The following is a 16478-nucleotide window of genomic DNA, read 5'->3' as shown; positions in this document are numbered from 1 at the left end:
GATTTTTTTCGGGGGAGATGGGCAAGAATTAAGCAAGGGGTTTAAACATTAATCATCCCAAAGTCCATGAAACTTGGTAGATGCAAGTTCGGTGTAACGAACAGTGTGCTGAATATTTTTATGCCCCAAATAACTTTGAATGGTTCGGGTATCAATGCCTCGATTCGCCAAATAATAACCAGTTCCATGCCGTAGCATATGAGCATGAATAGGGAAAGGTAAACCAGCTAATTCACCAGCTCGTTCAACAATGCCTGCGATCGTATCATGTGCCAACGGGCTAAGTCGAGAAGACTGGAAAATATAGGGACTAGCAGGATAATCTCGTTGCAGATGACGGAGAGAGCGAATCTCCAAACCTGAAAGTGGTTGAACCGAGGGTGTTCCTTTTTTGACTCGCTTCACGTAAATTGTGCCACCATTCCAATCTATCTGCTCCCACCGCAAAGATGCCACCTCTGCCACTCGCAATCCGTGACGGTAGCAAAGCAAAATTAGGGTTGAGTCTCGGTGAGCGTGGCGACCTTTGGATTTTTTGATAGCTGACCGCATCAACTCAACTTCTTCTGGTAACAAATGTTCCCTAGTCCTGACCTCGGAGTATTTGCAAAAGTTAGGCGATTGACGCTCTGGTTTTTCAGTTTTACCAACTTTCGATGATTGGACGGTTTGTGCTGTCATAACTCAACCCCCTGAAAACCTTGGGGTGTATGAGCTAATTTTACCAACTTACGCTCCAAAGTTGGTAAGCACATAGACATAAAAAACAGACCAGTATTTTACGGTAAATCGTCACTTCAAGGTAATTTAAATGACTCTTTATACTGATAATTTAAGCGACTTGAGATACTTCTTGAGTCGGCTGGCTATCTACTCTAAAACCAGGATACCATTGCTGGAATTTGCTCTCTAACTCTTCATTGAGAACCAACATTCTCACCTGGAGCAGAAGATGAACACCTTTAGGAGTCCAGCGCATCTGCTGTTTCTTGACAAACCGCTTGCTAATGACTTGATTAACTGTTGATTCCACAAATCCAGTGGCTATGGCTTCGCCATTTCGCCAACGTTCTCCATAGTTTGGGATATAAGCCCCATTGTTTGAAATATAGCTCTCAAACTCCCACACCATTTTAAACAGTTTTTTTAGCTCTATTCGGCTATTACCATCAAAAATGACGATTTCTAGGTCATCCACAAGGTCTTTTATCAATTGCAATGCTTTGAACAGGTTTCCATGCCACAGATACCACTTAATTCGTTCCAACTCTTTTGGTATGTCTGTATCTAGTTCGGTATCTTTTTTGCTAAGTCCTTTTGCAGTCTGACTCATTACTGTCAGCCTCATGGTGATATGAAACCAATCCAGGAGATATTCTGCGTTGGGATTGAGATAAAGCTGTAGTTCGCGTATCTTCTCATCACCGTCTGAGAGGAAAGTTACTTGTTGATTCATCTGCATTCCTTGAGACATCAATACCTCAAAGATGCGACGTTGGGGTTTGGTATCGTAAGAATAAACTCCCCCAAATCGCTTGGATGTACCGTCTGCTTTTATACTCTTACCAACGATAACTTCAAAATTACCTTTGGAAAGCGATTTTTTGTCGTAGGAACGAACATATCCACCATCCATTCCCAGTACCAACGGTAAATCAGGTCGGGGCAATTCCTCCCAATCTCTGGGACAGCCTTCAATGTATCCTCTTTTTTCTTCCCCCAACTCGTCTTCTAAGCGTTGACCAATTCTGTGTAAGTTATTCCGTATCGCTGTAGTGTTTATTTCACCTTCTATTGGTAATACTTCCTGTAATAGTTTCACAGACAGTCCGTAAGACATCAAAGACCCATACTTAGACTCCAGATACAATAGTTCTCTGGAAGTACGTTCTGGTAGTAATTTGGCTACTGGGTTAAAGCTGCGGGTTGGTTGCTCCTGGCAGGGACAGTGAAATAGTCGAGGGCATTGGAGATGCAACTTGCCAAACAACGTGCGGTATACAATTGTGCGCTTGTCTTTATGCAATAGTTTCTTACTACAGTGCAAACATGATTCCTGTTGAAGAGAGTACTCTGCTATCTGTTGTTCGGCTAGGCTGCGTTGGAGACTTTGTAGTAATGTTTTGGCTTCTGCTAGTTTTAGTCCCAAGTTTTCTGGTTGTAAAGCACCACGCGAAATCTGCATAATTTCTTGGACAACTTGGGTTTCTCCATTATCTGACTCCACAACTATTTGGATTTTGACTTTCACACTATCCTCTGCTCAAATAACATTTCTTTATCACCAGCCGCATATTGCTGTAACCGTTGGTTGACTTTTTGGTGGTCAAAATGGTTAACCATTAACCATTGACGTAGTTCGTATATTTCTTCAATATTGCCAGGTATATCACCTTCTTCCACAATTTCACTGAAGCGATTTGCTATGTGTATTACTGAGTATTCCTGTTTTTGTGCCATAAACTCCCACGGGCCACCACAGTCTTCTGGAGGACAAGCACGTTTACCACTAATGCAGACTGGATAAAAGCAATTTGATTCTGGAGCGAGAATTGCTTCAACCCGAATTTGATGCTGCCAGTTATCACCGAAGTCATATTCGTATAAAAAACGCTCTCTACTTCGCCAGTCAAAATCTGATAATTTGACAACTTTAGGGTCGTCAGAAAACCATATTCCCCCAATTTGAGCAATTCCGTAATGCTTACCGTGGATTATGAAACGATGTAAGTGGGAATCTGTCCATCCCATTACTATCTGGATGATGTAGTGCAAATCGGCGATTGTACTGTCACTGCGGATTTTTATCCTACGCCAAATCATTGGACTAATGCCCAGGATAAAAATATGAAGCTGGTAGATGACAAGTTGCTCAGAATCCCTCATTGGGTCATCTTATCGTATTCCCTGTGCCATCTCCCCCGAAAAAAATCGCTCTCCAATAAGTAATAAGTAATGAGTAATGAGTAAATACCCAGTTTTTATCCACTCATTACTCATTACTCCTTACTCATTACTTTAAAACATTGCGTGAAGTACGGGGTTTCAGACCCATATTTTTGATGAGTTAAGAAGTGTCCCGCTTAATAAATTCATTACCGCTAATCGCGTGGTAAGCTACTTCAGATAAATTAGCAAATTCAATCCCGGAATTGTACGAGAAAGAGTCCACAAAACAAGAGTAATGTAAATTACACCTAAACTCCATTCATACCAAGCTAGTGCAGAGATGATGCCTGGTAAGTGTTCGTCTCGCAGGCGAATGTCGTTAAATCCTAATTTCACTAAGTTGTTGAGACTAAAATCATAGTAGTTGAGCCAGTTCCAACGGCGATCGCTCAGTAGAGGCATATATCGTTCACGAAATGTCTGATTCCTTGGTATCACTGGTAAACGCCCAATCAACAATCGTAACTGGCGAAATGTGCCATCTTCGGTGAAGTAAGAAACGTTCATTAAATCGTGATAACGACCTTGTTGGTAAAGTCGGATCAATAATGCTAGCGGTACGGGGACAATAATTATGAAAAGACACCCCAATGTCAGCCAAGGTTGTTGAGCATTGCGAAAGATGGCTAGTAAGCTCAAGAATTCTAAAACGCTAAAACTGACTAATATCGCAATGGTTTCGTAAGATGTGGGAATAATTGGTACGGGATGCAGGCGGCGATAGCGATCCACTAGCCAAAATAGTAAGCCAAAATATGCGATCGCAACTCCTCCCACGCCAAACACTAACCAAAAATTTGTCCCATAGCCACTCAACAACAGCAGTACACTCAATCCCAACCAACTCCAAGCTTGCAGTAACCACCCACCAATAGACAGGGATTCGCCAACAATTAAGCGATCGCTCAGTTGTGTATATTTTTCTAAACCGATGTCTGCTAAAGTCAATAACTCAGTACTATTGCGAAAAGATTTGATCAGACGACGCTGGGCGATCGCTGCGGCTTGAGTTGCGGAAAAACCCAGTTTAATCAAACTGGCAACACTTGCACTATTAATATTTGTAGCTGTCAAACGGCGACTCATTTCTACTAATCGCAGCTGTTGTTTTGTGTATTCCAGTTCATTAGCATCGGCAACTTGTTGTTGCTGACGGAAATTTTGCCCCAAATTCCGCAAGATATTTTGATTACCTTGCAATGTAGGAATGCAGAACATCTTCCCAATTTGACCAGGATTACCTAAAATTTTTGCTTGGTTAGAGTTAAAAGTTAAACCAGGTACGCTTAGACAAGCTTCTGGAGAAAACCTGGCATCGCTAAAATCTGCTTGATTGAGAATACTTGCACCTTGTAAATTAACTGATTGATTAAACTCCACTTCTCGAAATATGAGAGCTTGCTCAAAAGTCGCATCTGTTAAAAAGAGAAACTGATTAAAATTTGCTTTAGTAAACTGGGCTTGATTGGCAAAGCGGACATCAGAAAAATCAGCATTTTCTTGCCATTTCACACTACTGAATTTAGCCAATTGCTTAAAACTTGCCTGGTTGAAGTTAGCAATCTTTTCAAATATACTCCCCTGAAAATCAGCGAATTCTTGAAATTGAGTTTGTTTAAAATTAGCTTTTTCAAAAAAAATACTGCCCTGAAAATTGCTTGGTTGCTTAAATTTAGTACCACTAAAGCTGACGGGACGACCAAACCGGGTTTCAGCCCAATTCGTGGATTGGAGAAAAGTTGCACCTTGGGCATCCACAGACTGAAGAAAGAATGTATGAGAGAACTTCATTTCGCCATTGAAGCGAGTTTGCACGAGTTTCAAGACACCACGAAAGACGGCAATTTCACTGGATGGGGTTGGCTCTGTTCCCAAAAGCGATCGACAATCTTTGGAGTTCGCTAGCGATTCTAGACAAATAAAGCGCAAACGTGCTAGTTCTTCTTTTTCAGTAGCTGTGAAAATCGGAGCAATAGCTTGGGCGTACAAGGAGGTTCTTAAACCCAAATCGCTACCCACAAAATCTCCTAAAATCAGGGCATAGCTGAGGTCTAAACCCAGAGGTTTTGTACCTAGCTCTTTTCGCAATAGTTGGTAAAAAGCATCACGAAAGCTAGCGTTTTCGGGACGCAAATCAATCACCATCTTCTGCAAATCTACGGTCAAATTGCCTTCGCGGAGTGTGGGTGTGCGGAGACGTTCTTGTAATAATTCTAGAGTTAAGGGTGTGCGTTCTGGTTGCGTTTGTGCTGCTGAAGTAGGTAGGGGGAGGAGGAGAAGTAAAACGCAAAGGAACGCAAAGGAAAGCGCAGAGGTACGCAGATAGAGCTTTCTGGTTATCTTTGCGTTTAACCTCTGGGTGCATCTATGTTTAAAAAATAAATTATGCAAATTGTTCGATCATTCGTCGCTAATTAGTAGAACAATTTTACCCGTCACAGAACCGCTTTCAATTAGTTGGTGCGCCTTAGCTGCTTCTTTTAAAGGAAACTTGTGAGTAACATGAATTTTTAACTTGCCTTCATCGATCCAGGTGGCACATTGTTCGAGAATTTCTGCATGGTGCTGGAGGCTGTCTTCCAATCCTAGCAACGCTGGTGTCAGCATTAATTCTAAACCAATGCGGAGATTGCGTAATCTCGCAGTTTTCCAAACAGTATTGGCATCTGGTTCGAGAATCGTCACAATATCACCATATACTCGCACTGCGGGAAAGGTTTTGTGAAAGGTTTCGCCGCCTACGGTATCAAAAGCCAAGTCTACGCCTTCGCCGCCAGTCCAATCTAATACCGCTTGCACAAAGTCGGTTTGTTTGTAAAAAATTACATGGTCTGCACCAAGTTCTTTGACGAAATTAGCCTTTTCCTCAGAACCCACTGTGGTAGAAACAGTAGCACCTTTGAGTTTCGCCAATTGAATTGCTACATGACCGACACCACCAGCACCCGCATGAATGAAAACCCGTTCCCCAGGTGACAATCGTCCCCGTTCGTATAAAGCTTCCCAGGCGGTGATTAATACTAAAGGCGCTGCGGCTGCTTCGGCAAAGGAGATAGAGGCAGGTTTACGTGCCACAAATCGCTCATCCACAACGGTATATTCAGCATAATTACCTTGGTGTGCGCCCAAACCGCCGTAGCAAAAGTATACTTCATCGCCTGGGCAAAAACGCTGAACCCCAGCACCCACAGCTTCAACTACACCGGCACCATCACATCCTAAAATTGTCGGCGTGCGATCGGGGTAGAAAGTGCCTCGGCTACGAAGTTTAGTGTCAATGGGGTTAATGCCAGCCGCCACCAAACGCACTAAAAGTTCAGTATTCCCTACGGGAACCGCAGGGTTTGGCACTTCCTGTACTTGTAGAACTTCAGGACTGCCAGCTGCTGTCATCAAGACTGCTTTCACTATTCTTTCCTCCTGGCTTTAGATGCACATTCTTATGCAACTTTAGCGCAAGAGGGTAGACACAAAGTTATGTCTGAAGGAAAACTGCTGTATAGCCCAATATGGTTCAGTTAAGCAAATTTAATTTATCTGTTAAGGAAGGCAGGGGAGCAGGGGGAGAATTCGTAACTCCTAACTCTTCACTCAGCACGAGCTAAACGCCCCGCTACCGCTAACGGAACTATTTTGCTGTATAGCCATAAGAGTGTGGACTTTAGGGTAGAGGACGTAAATTCACACGAATAAATCTTAATACTCAGGTGAAACATAGAATGGTAGGTTTTTTACAGTTTATCTATCGATAGGTACTGGATAAAAATTTCCAAGTAGTCTTACTTCTTCCTTACGAGGAAGAGTTCGCCGCCGCAGTACTTCTCACGCTAGAAAGCCTTCTATTCTTTTTCCTGTCATTCTTTCCTCATTTCTCCGCTCCCTTGCGTCCATCGCCTTTCCCTCCTTTGAGTAATGATAAAGACTCTACGCTCCCTTCTTTTCTACGCAGCTTTAACTACTATTGTTTTGGTAGCTGTAGTCACAACCCAGTTAGTAACTACCCAAAAAACTCCTGCGATCGCTAACATTACACCTACCGTTATTCATTCGTTTAATAGCAGTAATAAGTCCGATGGTTCCACTTTAGAGGCAGAATCTGTACAAAACAGCGATCGTAAGCTTTACGGTACGAGGTACGGGGGAGGCGCAAAAGTCGCGGCTACCCAATCTACCACGAGCTTGTACGTCTACGTGTCTCCCACGGGAAGCGACACCGGAGGCGATGGATCGCTAGGCAAGCCATTGAGGACGTTGGCGTATGCAGCAAAACGAGTTCAACCGAATCAAAACTACACGATTTACCTGAATGCAGGTGTCTATAGGGAAACGGAAGCGACGGTACTTCCGCCAGGAGTAAATATCGAGGGAGCAGGTGAATCAAGCGTGACTATCACTAGCAACGGTGCGATTCCTGCTCCAGGAATAAACACAGGTAGCAGCGACTGGAGCCTTTTGCATTATGGAAGCATTATTCAGCTTGTCTCGCCTAGCTACTCCGGCTCAAGCCCTAGGTACGGGCCTCCTTCTGAGATGGTTGAGGCGACAGACGGCAATCAGACCTTAAGCGGCTTCACCATAGACGGGAACGACAAGACCATCAAAGCCGGTGTCTGGGTGGAAAATCGTAATAACGTGACTATGCATAATGTCACCTTCAAAGATTTCCAGCACAGCGGTGCAGTTTTTACCCGTGGCAATATGTGGTGGTTCGTCCCGCTTCCAGAGAGAAAGTGGATGAAGAACACAACGATATATGATTGCACGTTTATTAACTCCGCAGCAGATGGAGTATCGGGAGGATCTACCGGTAACTTGAGACTTGGGGGACTTGATGGCGCTGACATCTACAACATTACTATCCGAGAAAATAAAGGATACGGTATCAAGTTCATGCATGTAGGTCATCTGCGTAACGTGAAGATTCACGATTGCGATATCCAGGTTCCGGAAGTTGATTCCCAGTGGAGCGAGGATGCTTCCATTGAACTTTGGAATTTGAGTTATGGAAACGAAATCTACAACGTTACCTGTAATACGTGGTTATCGATGGTTAATCATGCAGTAATGAATGATTATCAGCCGACAGCTACGCACCCAAGCAATCTCAAGATGCGAAACGTAAGAATAAAAGATATTGACGGACAGAGTGTTAAGGAGTCAATCGAGGTTGCCTTGAGTGGAGTTGAGATATCCGACTCCTACTTTCAGGATAAGGGCTTCGGTATTGCGATCTGGGGAGGGAAAGCATGGGGCGGAAGTATAGAAAATCACAACATCAACATCCACAATAATATTTTCGCAAATGTCGCTCGTAAAGTTCAATTTGGTTTCGGGAACAGTACTGCCGTCTTCATTCCCGATTTAGCTACCAACATCAAGATTCACAACAACGTGTTCGATACCTTGGGGAATAGCCTACAGCTAGACTCAGCAGACAAGATATCGATCAAAAATAATGTGTTCTTGAACTCTCAAGGAGACGATGTGCAAGGAGGTAAAAACATTGCTTTCACTAATAATCTCCGCAGGAATACGAACCCAGCAAAACCAACTTGGCAGAGCCAATTCGCGGTTAATGCGACAAACATTCAGGGCGATCCCAGATTTACAGGTACAGGCGACCGTTGGAACTCTTACTACAAGGCGGCTTCGTCACGCAGTCTTATGGTGGATAGAGGAACTAATGTAGGACTTCCTTACTCTGGTTCGGCACCTGACATCGGTCGATGGGAGTGGTAAGGAAAGTTGATTTAATAAAATCCAAATTTTTGGATCGGAGTTTGGCTTGGCTATACCAAAGCCTTAAAGGATAATGTACAGTGACAAATTAATGTCATCGAGGGTGTGGTGTGAAGCTTGAACTCTCTAGTATTAAGCTTAGAAACGGCACAGGGAAGTTACAAGCTGTATTAACACTAATTTTTGTCAGTCTAAAGTGAATAAGAATTTATTTGATGACACAAATTTGTTTCAACGCCATTTAATTCAATACGCTTGGGTTAAGGGGCTACTGGCAAAAATTTTGGGTTTTTGAGACGCGATAAATCGCCGTATCTACAAGTGTTTTGGTCTTATCTGAAGTGTATTGCCATTTAATTTGTCACTGTACAGAAAAGGAAAAAAAACCGCGAAACATAATGTTTCACGGTTTTTAGTGTGGTGTAAGGAGCTTAACTAAATCTCATCATAAAGTAACAGCCCAACAACAACGCACTGGTAACAATTTTGGTAACAGACTTTTTTTAGCAGCCTTAGAGCAAAGCACCACCACAACTAGAACCACACCCAGCAGTACAACCATAGCAATAAGCAGCAGTTTGGATCTCACTAATCAGGTTTAGACTGCCAGCTTCTAGCAATTGGCTAACTGTTAGTGGTTCAGAATTACCAGTTTTTGCAGGCAAATTCATCATCTGGTTAAAGTCACAATCATATACATTTCCTAGATAGTCAATTGAAAGTTGATCGCGGCACATCAAATGTTCAACTGTGCCAGGATTAAAATTTGACTCTAAAAACTGCAAATAGCTACTGTGTAGTTTTCTCCGTTCTAAATGTATTTTGGTTCTACCAACTGGTAGGTTGGTAATGGTGAAGAGGTTGTTAAATACAATATTAAAATGTTCTTGTAAGAACATTTTGTAATCTTGTTCTAGGTTAGTCTGTTCGGGAGCTAAGGAAAATTTTTCAGTAGTGGGTAACTGGGGATTAAATACCAAGTCCAAAATTAAATTTTCATCTTTACCATAGCCGAGTTGGTTAAGCCACTGCAAAGCTTTGACAGAACTATCAAAAACGCCAGAACCACGCATTTTATCAACATTATCTACTAAATAGCATGGTAGGGAAGCCACAACTCTTATTTGGTGTTGAGCAAAATATTCTGGTAAATCAGAAAATCCATCTTCAAAATAAATAGTCAAATTAGACCGGACAATCACCTGCTTGCTGGTTGCTCTTGCTGCTTCTACTAATGGCTTAAATCCATAATTCATTTCTGGTGCGCCACCAGTCAAATCCACAATTTTAATTTCGGGAAATTTATGGATTAGCGAAATCAATTGTTTGCAAATTTCAGGAGAAAGTTCTTCTGTACGTTTTGGCCCAGCTTCGACATGACAGTGTGTACAGGCAAGGTTACAACGCTTACCTAGATTAATTTGTAAAACAGAGATCCCCTTTTTTGTCAAAGGTGAATTTAGTTTATTTTTAAATGATGTAATTTTGGATTGAGTTTGCATTAGGTACTATTCCTTAAATATGAAAAAAAATTATTCAATTTTTCTAACCTTGTAATAATCTGTAAATTATTCCACTAATAATTGCAGCAATAGGTAAAGTTAAAATCCACGATAATAGTATCTGATAAAATACACGCATATTGGCTTTTTTGCCAATCAAACCGACTCCAAAAATAGATCCAACTGAAACATGAGTGGTGGAAACAGGAAGTCCAAACAGACTAGCTGCAATCACTAGAATTCCAGTTACTATATTTGCTGATAAGCCTTGAGGAGGATTCAATGAGGTAATCTTTTCACTCATGGTGACAGCAACTTTTTGGGAGTTGAGTAAACCGCCAAGTGCCATTGCGATCGCAATCGTGATCATTCCTCCCTGCACCGAAAAATACTCAATAACTAGAATGAGTGAGGAAATTTTGGGAGTATCATTTAATCCTCTAGCAAAACTCACAACTCCGGCGCTGAGAAAATGGCAAGTATCAATCATTTTTTGATTGACTGGTAGGTTCCATTTGGAATTTATATAGCCAGATAAGCTGTAAATTGCTGCTCCGAAAGGAATGGCAATGATCGGACTGAGAAATAAAGGCAAAACAAAGGAAGTTCCCAAAACGGCAAAATTGACTTTGAGTCCGATCGCAACTAATCCAGCGCCAACCAGCGCACCGATTAAACTGTGAGTTGTGGAAATGGGAAACCCCATAAGGGTGGCTATCAGTACAGTTAGACCAGTTGCGATCGCAACTGCGAGATGAAACTCTGGTGAATTAGCGATCGCATCAGGCACTAATCCTTTACCAGAGAAGTTTTTAATTAATGTACTTGCCAAAAAAGTTGCAGTTGCTGCACCACCTAAAGTTGTAAAAGTTGCCCATAAAATTGCTGTTTGATAGCTACTAGTGCGGCTACCAAACAACGTTGCTACCCCTTTAAAGTTGTCATTGGCACCATTCGAATATGCTAAAAAAAGCGTAGCGATAAATAAACTAATTAACAACATTTTGGGGTTTATAAATAAGAAGTCAGAATCCAGAATCCAGAATTAAGAATGCAATTTTTAAAATATTCTAATTATACATTCATACCCCAGTCGTACAGAATAATTCTGAATTCTGTCTTAAGAAATTAACAGCAACCACCACCGCTATAGTGCCAGGTTGAGTTGGTAACAATTATTTCTGCTGGCTTGATAGCCGCAAGTTTAGCGGCAGTTTTATCACACACTGCTGCGGGAATACCTCGCTGGAGTAAGTGTCCTGCTGAGTCATCGAAGAAGGGTTCCGAGCCAGCATAAATTGCTGTTTTCCCCGTGAAAATACAAGCACCATCTTCTGGAATCTCAACTTTAAAGGAGACAGAATCCAGGCTTTCTAAAACTAGGTGTTCGTCTAAATTATAAGTCTGGGAATCTAGTAGACGATAAGGACGACGGGCACGAATTTCAACTTGACCAAAGCCAGCATTTGTAATCCGTTCAGTATACTCTTGATATGTAAGTGCGCCTGATAAACACATGGCTCTGAGTCGTTCATCTTGTTGAAGATGTGCTGGAATTTGGCTAGTGGCAATTGGATCGCTCATCTGCAAACGTCCGCCTGGTTTTAATACCCGATAGGCTTCTTTTAAAGCACGGTTTAAATCTTCTGGTTCAAAGATGTTGAAAAGGCAATTCTGCGCCACAATATCGACGCTAGCATCAGCAACGGGTAAGTTAAAAGCATCACCTTCGCGGATTTCTACGAAACTCGTGTCAAACCACGGATTTTCTTGAGCAGCAATTTCCAGATTGCGTACGGCTGCTTCCCGCATAGCCCCAACCGGTTCAACGGCAATTACAGCACCTGCATAGCGGGAAAAATAAGCGAATTGCAACGCTTCTAAGCCGCCACCAACGCCGACATAAAGCACAGTAGGCTGATTTCCTAGTTCGGTGGAGTGAACGGTAGTGCCACAACCATAGTTCATTTCCTGCATAGCCAAAGGAATTTTCAACCCTGGTAGTTGCAGGGGTGTACTTTGCACACAACAAAGTCCAACTTGCGGGGTTTCGGCAACTTCGCGGTAAAATTGCGCTGCTGTTTCTAGATAAGTCATGCAGTTTTAGATTTTTAGATGATGACAGCTTTGTGCATCCTAATATAATTAACCCTGAGTTGGATGAGTTATTGCTCAGATTGCCAAAAACCTCAAATCTTCCTAGAACAGAAAACTTTGAGGTTTTATCGTTATTTCACACTGGATAGGGGATGAGGGAGCAGGGAGCAGGAGGACAAGGGGACAAGGGGACAAGGTGACAAAAGTTTAGAACTTACAACAAGTCTTTCCCCTTGTCCCCAATTCTCCTTGTCCCCAAGTCCTCTTTCCCATCTCAAATTCAATCATGCAATGTGTAGCCGACACCATTCACAGTTTGAATGAGACACTTTTCGTTATTGGCTTCAAGTTTCAGACGCAGGTAGCGTATATGAAGTTCGATGATGTTGGCATCGCTCATGAAGTCGTAAGCCCAGACTTCTTGTAAAATGCGATCGCAGGTAATTAGCTGTCGTGGATGGGCCAGTAAATATTCCAGTAGATCAAATTCCTTAGCAGTTAACTCAATTAACCTTTGATCTCGGTACACTTGGCGCGTGCGACGATTTAAACTCAAGTCTTCAAATTCTAAAACATCTGCGGTGTCTACTTGCCAATTTCTTCGCAGGTGAGTGCCAACTCTGGCCAATAATTCATCAACACTGAAGGGCTTAACGAGGTAATCATCAGCACCAGCGTCTAAGCCTACAATGCGATCGCTTACTTCATCTTTGACGGTTAATAATATTATTGGCAATTTATCACTAATATTTCGCAGGTGGTGGCAAATCTCTAACCCCGATAAGCCAGGCAACACCCAGTCTACAATTACTAAATCTAGATGTAACTCACGCGCTGCGGTGAGTGCAGTTAATCCATCGTAGGCAATACTGACTTGATAGCCTTCATAATTTAATTCTAATTCGACAAATCGCGCCAGTTTGACTTCATCTTCAACCAGTAAGATGTGCGTCATGATGATGTTAATGATTTCAGCAGGGTACGGTAAGCAACAATACGGTCTGGAAACACTTTAGCGAGGTGCCAGCTACTTACATAGCCAAACATCTAAATTAGGTGTACGTTAGCTTAGTATAAACCTGAGTCTTTATGTACATAAACGCAATCTTAATTCAAATGTATAGAAAGGTAAGAGTCGGTGATAAATTATACAAAATATTTTCTAATAGGTATCGAAACGCGATCGCGCTTTGTTTGGTGTATGCCTGTTTAGCGCCTGTAGAATCCGTGAATGCTATACCTTGTTGATTTAAGATATCTACACACCCAAGGGCAATATCAGACCCCCGGTTGATTATCAGAAAATCAACCGCCAAGGGGAAACTAGCTACTAGGTCAATCCCAGTGATTGAATACTTACGGCGGTTACTGGTTGAATATTACCCCCTGGCTGGGGATGTTTACCTGTTCCCCGGTCGCAGTGATGGACACATCAGCGAAGACTCAGCTTCTAGGATTTTAAGAGGAGCTTGTAAACAAGCTGGGATAATTGGCGTGTCTACCCACAGCTTTAGAAGGACGGGGCTAACCCAGATGAGTAACGCTGGCATACCGTTGAGAGTAATTCAGGAAATTTCGGGGCATCGGAATTTGGAGCAGTTGCAGAGATATTTGGAAGTGAGCGATGAGCAGGTGTTAGGAGCGGCTGCGAGTTTGGCTATGCTGTCACAACCTCTGTGTGCTTCACTAGTCCCAATTCTCTTGGAAACATACTTCTCTAATCGCTCCCTAGACATCGGGTGCAGTTTGCCGTGAATAGCTTCTTTAACTTCGTACTTTTTACCGGATGCTTCTTGAACAGCGATCACACCATGAGGCAATTTACCAAGCACCTTGAGAGGCTTATCACCAGAGAAGTCCTGCGAAATCTTGGTCATCTGATTCGATCGCCGTATGATTTGTGTTCGGAGAACGATAAACGCAGGATTATGGAAAAATATGACATAAAAGAAGGCTTAAAACCTTATGAACTGCGGTCTATATTACTCGACAACATCGAGCAGATACATACTGATGGAATCATGAAGTTGGATAAGTTCTATGTTACCAGCATCGTCAAGTACCGTGGCATCATTGCGCTGATGCAAGATTTCTTTTCTGATATGTGGGCAAATAACAATAAGGACACGAAACTTCGTGACGCAGAACTACGGCTGCTGCTTAAAAAGACGAGGTTTATCTAGAAAGGCAGAGGGCAGATAGTTGCGATCGCTGGATAAGAAATACACCTATTTTGGATGTTTACTTCGGTCTACAGCTTTCCCAGCTTTACCATCTCACTATCACCGCAGTGTGCCCCTAAATGATAGGGATAACATAATAGTCTCCATAAATAAGAGTTTATATATGACCAATTACGGCTAAAAGGAAGTTATAAAATAAGCAAAAAGAGTAAATCATAGTGTAAATATAATAGTCTCCATAAACAAGAGTTTATATATTAGAAATTATTACTATAGTTAAGGAAAATAGATAAATTTTTCCTTATACATCCAATCTAATATTTGTTTAATAATTCGAGATACGGAGTGAACTAATTTGGCTTCAAAGGCTGTAAACTGATTTCAACAAGGTGAATGATGTCTCTGCGTCACACTAGACCAGAGCCAATAAATTAGCCGAGTTTTTATATAAGTAGCCGTGTCATTGATGAAATGGCTGCGTTTACATTGTCAATATAGCTTGATTAATCATTAGACAGTGCAAGAAAGATATCGTGTTTCTTGCCTAAATTGTCATAGCTATAAAAAATAAAATTTACCTTCAAAGGAGATATTATGACAGAATTTTTTAATCAAATTTCTCGCCGCAAATTCATTTTCGCAGCCGGAGCATCTGCGAGTGCTGTATTCCTTAAAGGCTGTTTGGGTAATCCCCCCGAAAACTTAACTGGTGGAAGCACTAAAGCACAACCGACTGCTCAGTCGGTTGCTAATATTAGTTCCGAGCAAGCACCAGAGACTACTACAGTCAAGCTAGGATATATACCCATTGTAGAAGCAGCCCCTTTAATTATTGCTAAAGAAAAAGGATTTTTTGCAAAGTATGGCATGACTGATGTTGGTCTTTCCAAACAAGCTTCTTGGGGTGCAGCCAGAGACAACGTAGAAATTGGTTCTGCTGGTGGTGGTATAGATGGCGGTCAATGGCAGATGCCAATGCCACATTTAATTACAGAAGGTTTAATTACCAAGGGAAATAAAAAAATTCCCATGTATGTCTTATGTCAATTAATTACACATGGGAATGGAATTGCGATCGCAAACAAGCACCAAGGCAAAGGTATTAGTTTACAACTCGCTGGCGCTAAGTCTTTGCTTAAGGAATCAAAATCTTCAACACCCTTCACGGCTGCATTCACCTTTCCCCACGTCAACCAAGATTTGTGGATTCGCTACTGGTTAGCAGCAGGCGGCTTAGATCCAGATGCAGATGTCAAGTTGCTCACAGTACCTGCGGCGCAAACTGTTGCCAACATGAAAACAGGAACAATGGATGCCTTTAGTACAGGCGATCCCTGGCCTTATCGCCTTGTCCAAGACAAAATCGGCTATTTAGCAGCATTAACCGCAGAAATTTGGAAGAATCATCCTGAAGAATATCTTGCCATGAGAGGCGATTGGGTTGATAAAAATCCCAAGGCTACCAAAGCAATTTTAAAAGGAATTATGGAAGCCCAACAATGGCTAGATAATTTTGATAACCGCAAAGAAGCGGCTCAGATTTTGGCTGGACGAAATTATTTCAATCTTCCTTCACCAGAAATACTGGCAGATCCATACCAAGGGAAGTATGACATGGGTGATGGTCGCAAAATTGATGATAAATCAATGGCTGCTTATTACTGGAAAGATGGAAAAGGAAATGTTTCTTATCCATACAAGAGTCATGATTTATGGTTCATAGTTGAAAACGTGCGTTGGGGATTCTTGCCAAAAGATTACGTAGACAATAATGCTGCTAAGGCTAGAGAACTTATCAACAAAGTCAACCGCGAAGATATTTGGAAAGAAGCTGCCAAAGAAGCTGGGATTGCTGCTGCTGATATTCCCACAAATACATCCCGTGGTGTAGAAGAGTTTTTTGATGGCATCAAATTTGACCCCGAAAAGCCAGAAGAATATTTGAAGAATTTGAAAATCAAAAAAGTCAGTATTTAGAGGCACAATTCATCACTTGTAGAGACGCGAT

The 16478-nt window shown here is 42.0% G+C and carries 13 protein-coding genes; 4 read left to right on the top strand and 9 right to left on the bottom strand.

The features are described from left to right. Positions 1-48: 48 nt before the first annotated feature. From FD724_RS09540 to FD724_RS09520, 5 genes are all read right to left on the bottom strand, one after another. Positions 49-681 carry a tyrosine-type recombinase/integrase gene (locus FD724_RS09540; protein WP_179072444.1) on the bottom strand — a complete coding sequence of 211 codons (633 nt, stop codon included), beginning with the start codon at positions 679-681 and terminating at the stop codon, positions 49-51. Between the two features lie 151 nt (positions 682-832). Beyond that, positions 833-2251: an ISKra4 family transposase gene (locus FD724_RS09535; RefSeq protein ID WP_179072443.1), complete on the bottom strand. Its 1419-nt coding sequence runs from the start codon at positions 2249-2251 to the stop codon at positions 833-835. Next, complete coding sequence (locus tag FD724_RS09530) at positions 2248-2886, bottom strand: plasmid pRiA4b ORF-3 family protein (protein ID WP_179072442.1); 639 nt, start codon at positions 2884-2886, stop codon at positions 2248-2250. Before FD724_RS09530 ends, FD724_RS09535 begins: the two co-directional genes overlap by 4 nt. A gap of 231 nt (positions 2887-3117) precedes the next feature. Continuing rightward, on the bottom strand, positions 3118-5340 hold the full coding sequence (locus FD724_RS09525; RefSeq protein WP_179072441.1) for a pentapeptide repeat-containing protein: 2223 nt from the start codon (positions 5338-5340) through the stop codon (positions 3118-3120). Positions 5341-5349: 9 nt separating this feature from the next. Beyond that, the gene (locus FD724_RS09520; protein ID WP_179072440.1) at positions 5350-6357 is read right to left on the bottom strand and encodes a zinc-dependent alcohol dehydrogenase family protein; all 1008 of its coding nucleotides are present in this window, start codon (positions 6355-6357) and stop codon (positions 5350-5352) included. Positions 6358-7200: 843 nt separating this feature from the next. Here FD724_RS09520 and FD724_RS09515 point away from each other — a divergent pair. Then, positions 7201-8688 (top strand): right-handed parallel beta-helix repeat-containing protein, encoded by a 1488-nt coding sequence (locus FD724_RS09515; RefSeq protein WP_179072439.1) that lies wholly within the window; start codon positions 7201-7203, stop codon positions 8686-8688. A gap of 512 nt (positions 8689-9200) precedes the next feature. On the opposite strand, the gene arsS is transcribed toward FD724_RS09515, so the two are convergent. From arsS to FD724_RS09495, 4 genes are all read right to left on the bottom strand, one after another. Then, positions 9201-10190, bottom strand: coding sequence for an arsenosugar biosynthesis radical SAM (seleno)protein ArsS (arsS, locus tag FD724_RS09510; RefSeq protein WP_179072438.1), 990 nt, complete (start codon positions 10188-10190; stop codon positions 9201-9203). 43 nt (positions 10191-10233) lie between these two features. Further along, positions 10234-11193: an inorganic phosphate transporter gene (locus FD724_RS09505; RefSeq protein WP_114082688.1), complete on the bottom strand. Its 960-nt coding sequence runs from the start codon at positions 11191-11193 to the stop codon at positions 10234-10236. Between the two features lie 125 nt (positions 11194-11318). Further along, positions 11319-12287, bottom strand: coding sequence for an arsenosugar biosynthesis arsenite methyltransferase ArsM (gene arsM / locus FD724_RS09500; protein ID WP_179072437.1), 969 nt, complete (start codon positions 12285-12287; stop codon positions 11319-11321). Between the two features lie 280 nt (positions 12288-12567). Next, a complete protein-coding gene (locus tag FD724_RS09495) occupies positions 12568-13242 on the bottom strand; it encodes a response regulator transcription factor (protein ID WP_179072436.1) in 675 nt (224 codons plus the stop codon). Between the two features lie 389 nt (positions 13243-13631). Here FD724_RS09495 and FD724_RS41695 point away from each other — a divergent pair, with 389 nt between their 5' ends. The 3 genes from FD724_RS41695 to FD724_RS09480 all read left to right on the top strand — a co-directional run bounded on the left by FD724_RS41695 (position 13632) and on the right by FD724_RS09480 (position 16447). Continuing rightward, positions 13632-14042 (top strand): tyrosine-type recombinase/integrase, encoded by a 411-nt coding sequence (locus FD724_RS41695; protein WP_306297084.1) that lies wholly within the window; start codon positions 13632-13634, stop codon positions 14040-14042. A 56-nt stretch (positions 14043-14098) separates the two neighbouring features. Next, positions 14099-14470, top strand: a complete 372-nt coding sequence (locus tag FD724_RS09485) for a hypothetical protein (RefSeq protein WP_256874508.1) — start codon at positions 14099-14101, stop codon at positions 14468-14470. Positions 14471-15064: 594 nt separating this feature from the next. Then, complete coding sequence (locus FD724_RS09480) at positions 15065-16447, top strand: CmpA/NrtA family ABC transporter substrate-binding protein (RefSeq protein ID WP_179072435.1); 1383 nt, start codon at positions 15065-15067, stop codon at positions 16445-16447. Positions 16448-16478: the final 31 nt, after the last annotated feature.

The sequence above is a fragment of the Nostoc sp. C057 genome (assembly GCF_013393925.1).
In the GTDB taxonomy this organism is placed as follows: domain Bacteria; phylum Cyanobacteriota; class Cyanobacteriia; order Cyanobacteriales; family Nostocaceae; genus Nostoc; species Nostoc muscorum_A.
The sequence above is the reverse complement of the archived record's forward strand: the minus strand, read 5'-3'. Positions and strand labels throughout refer to the sequence as shown.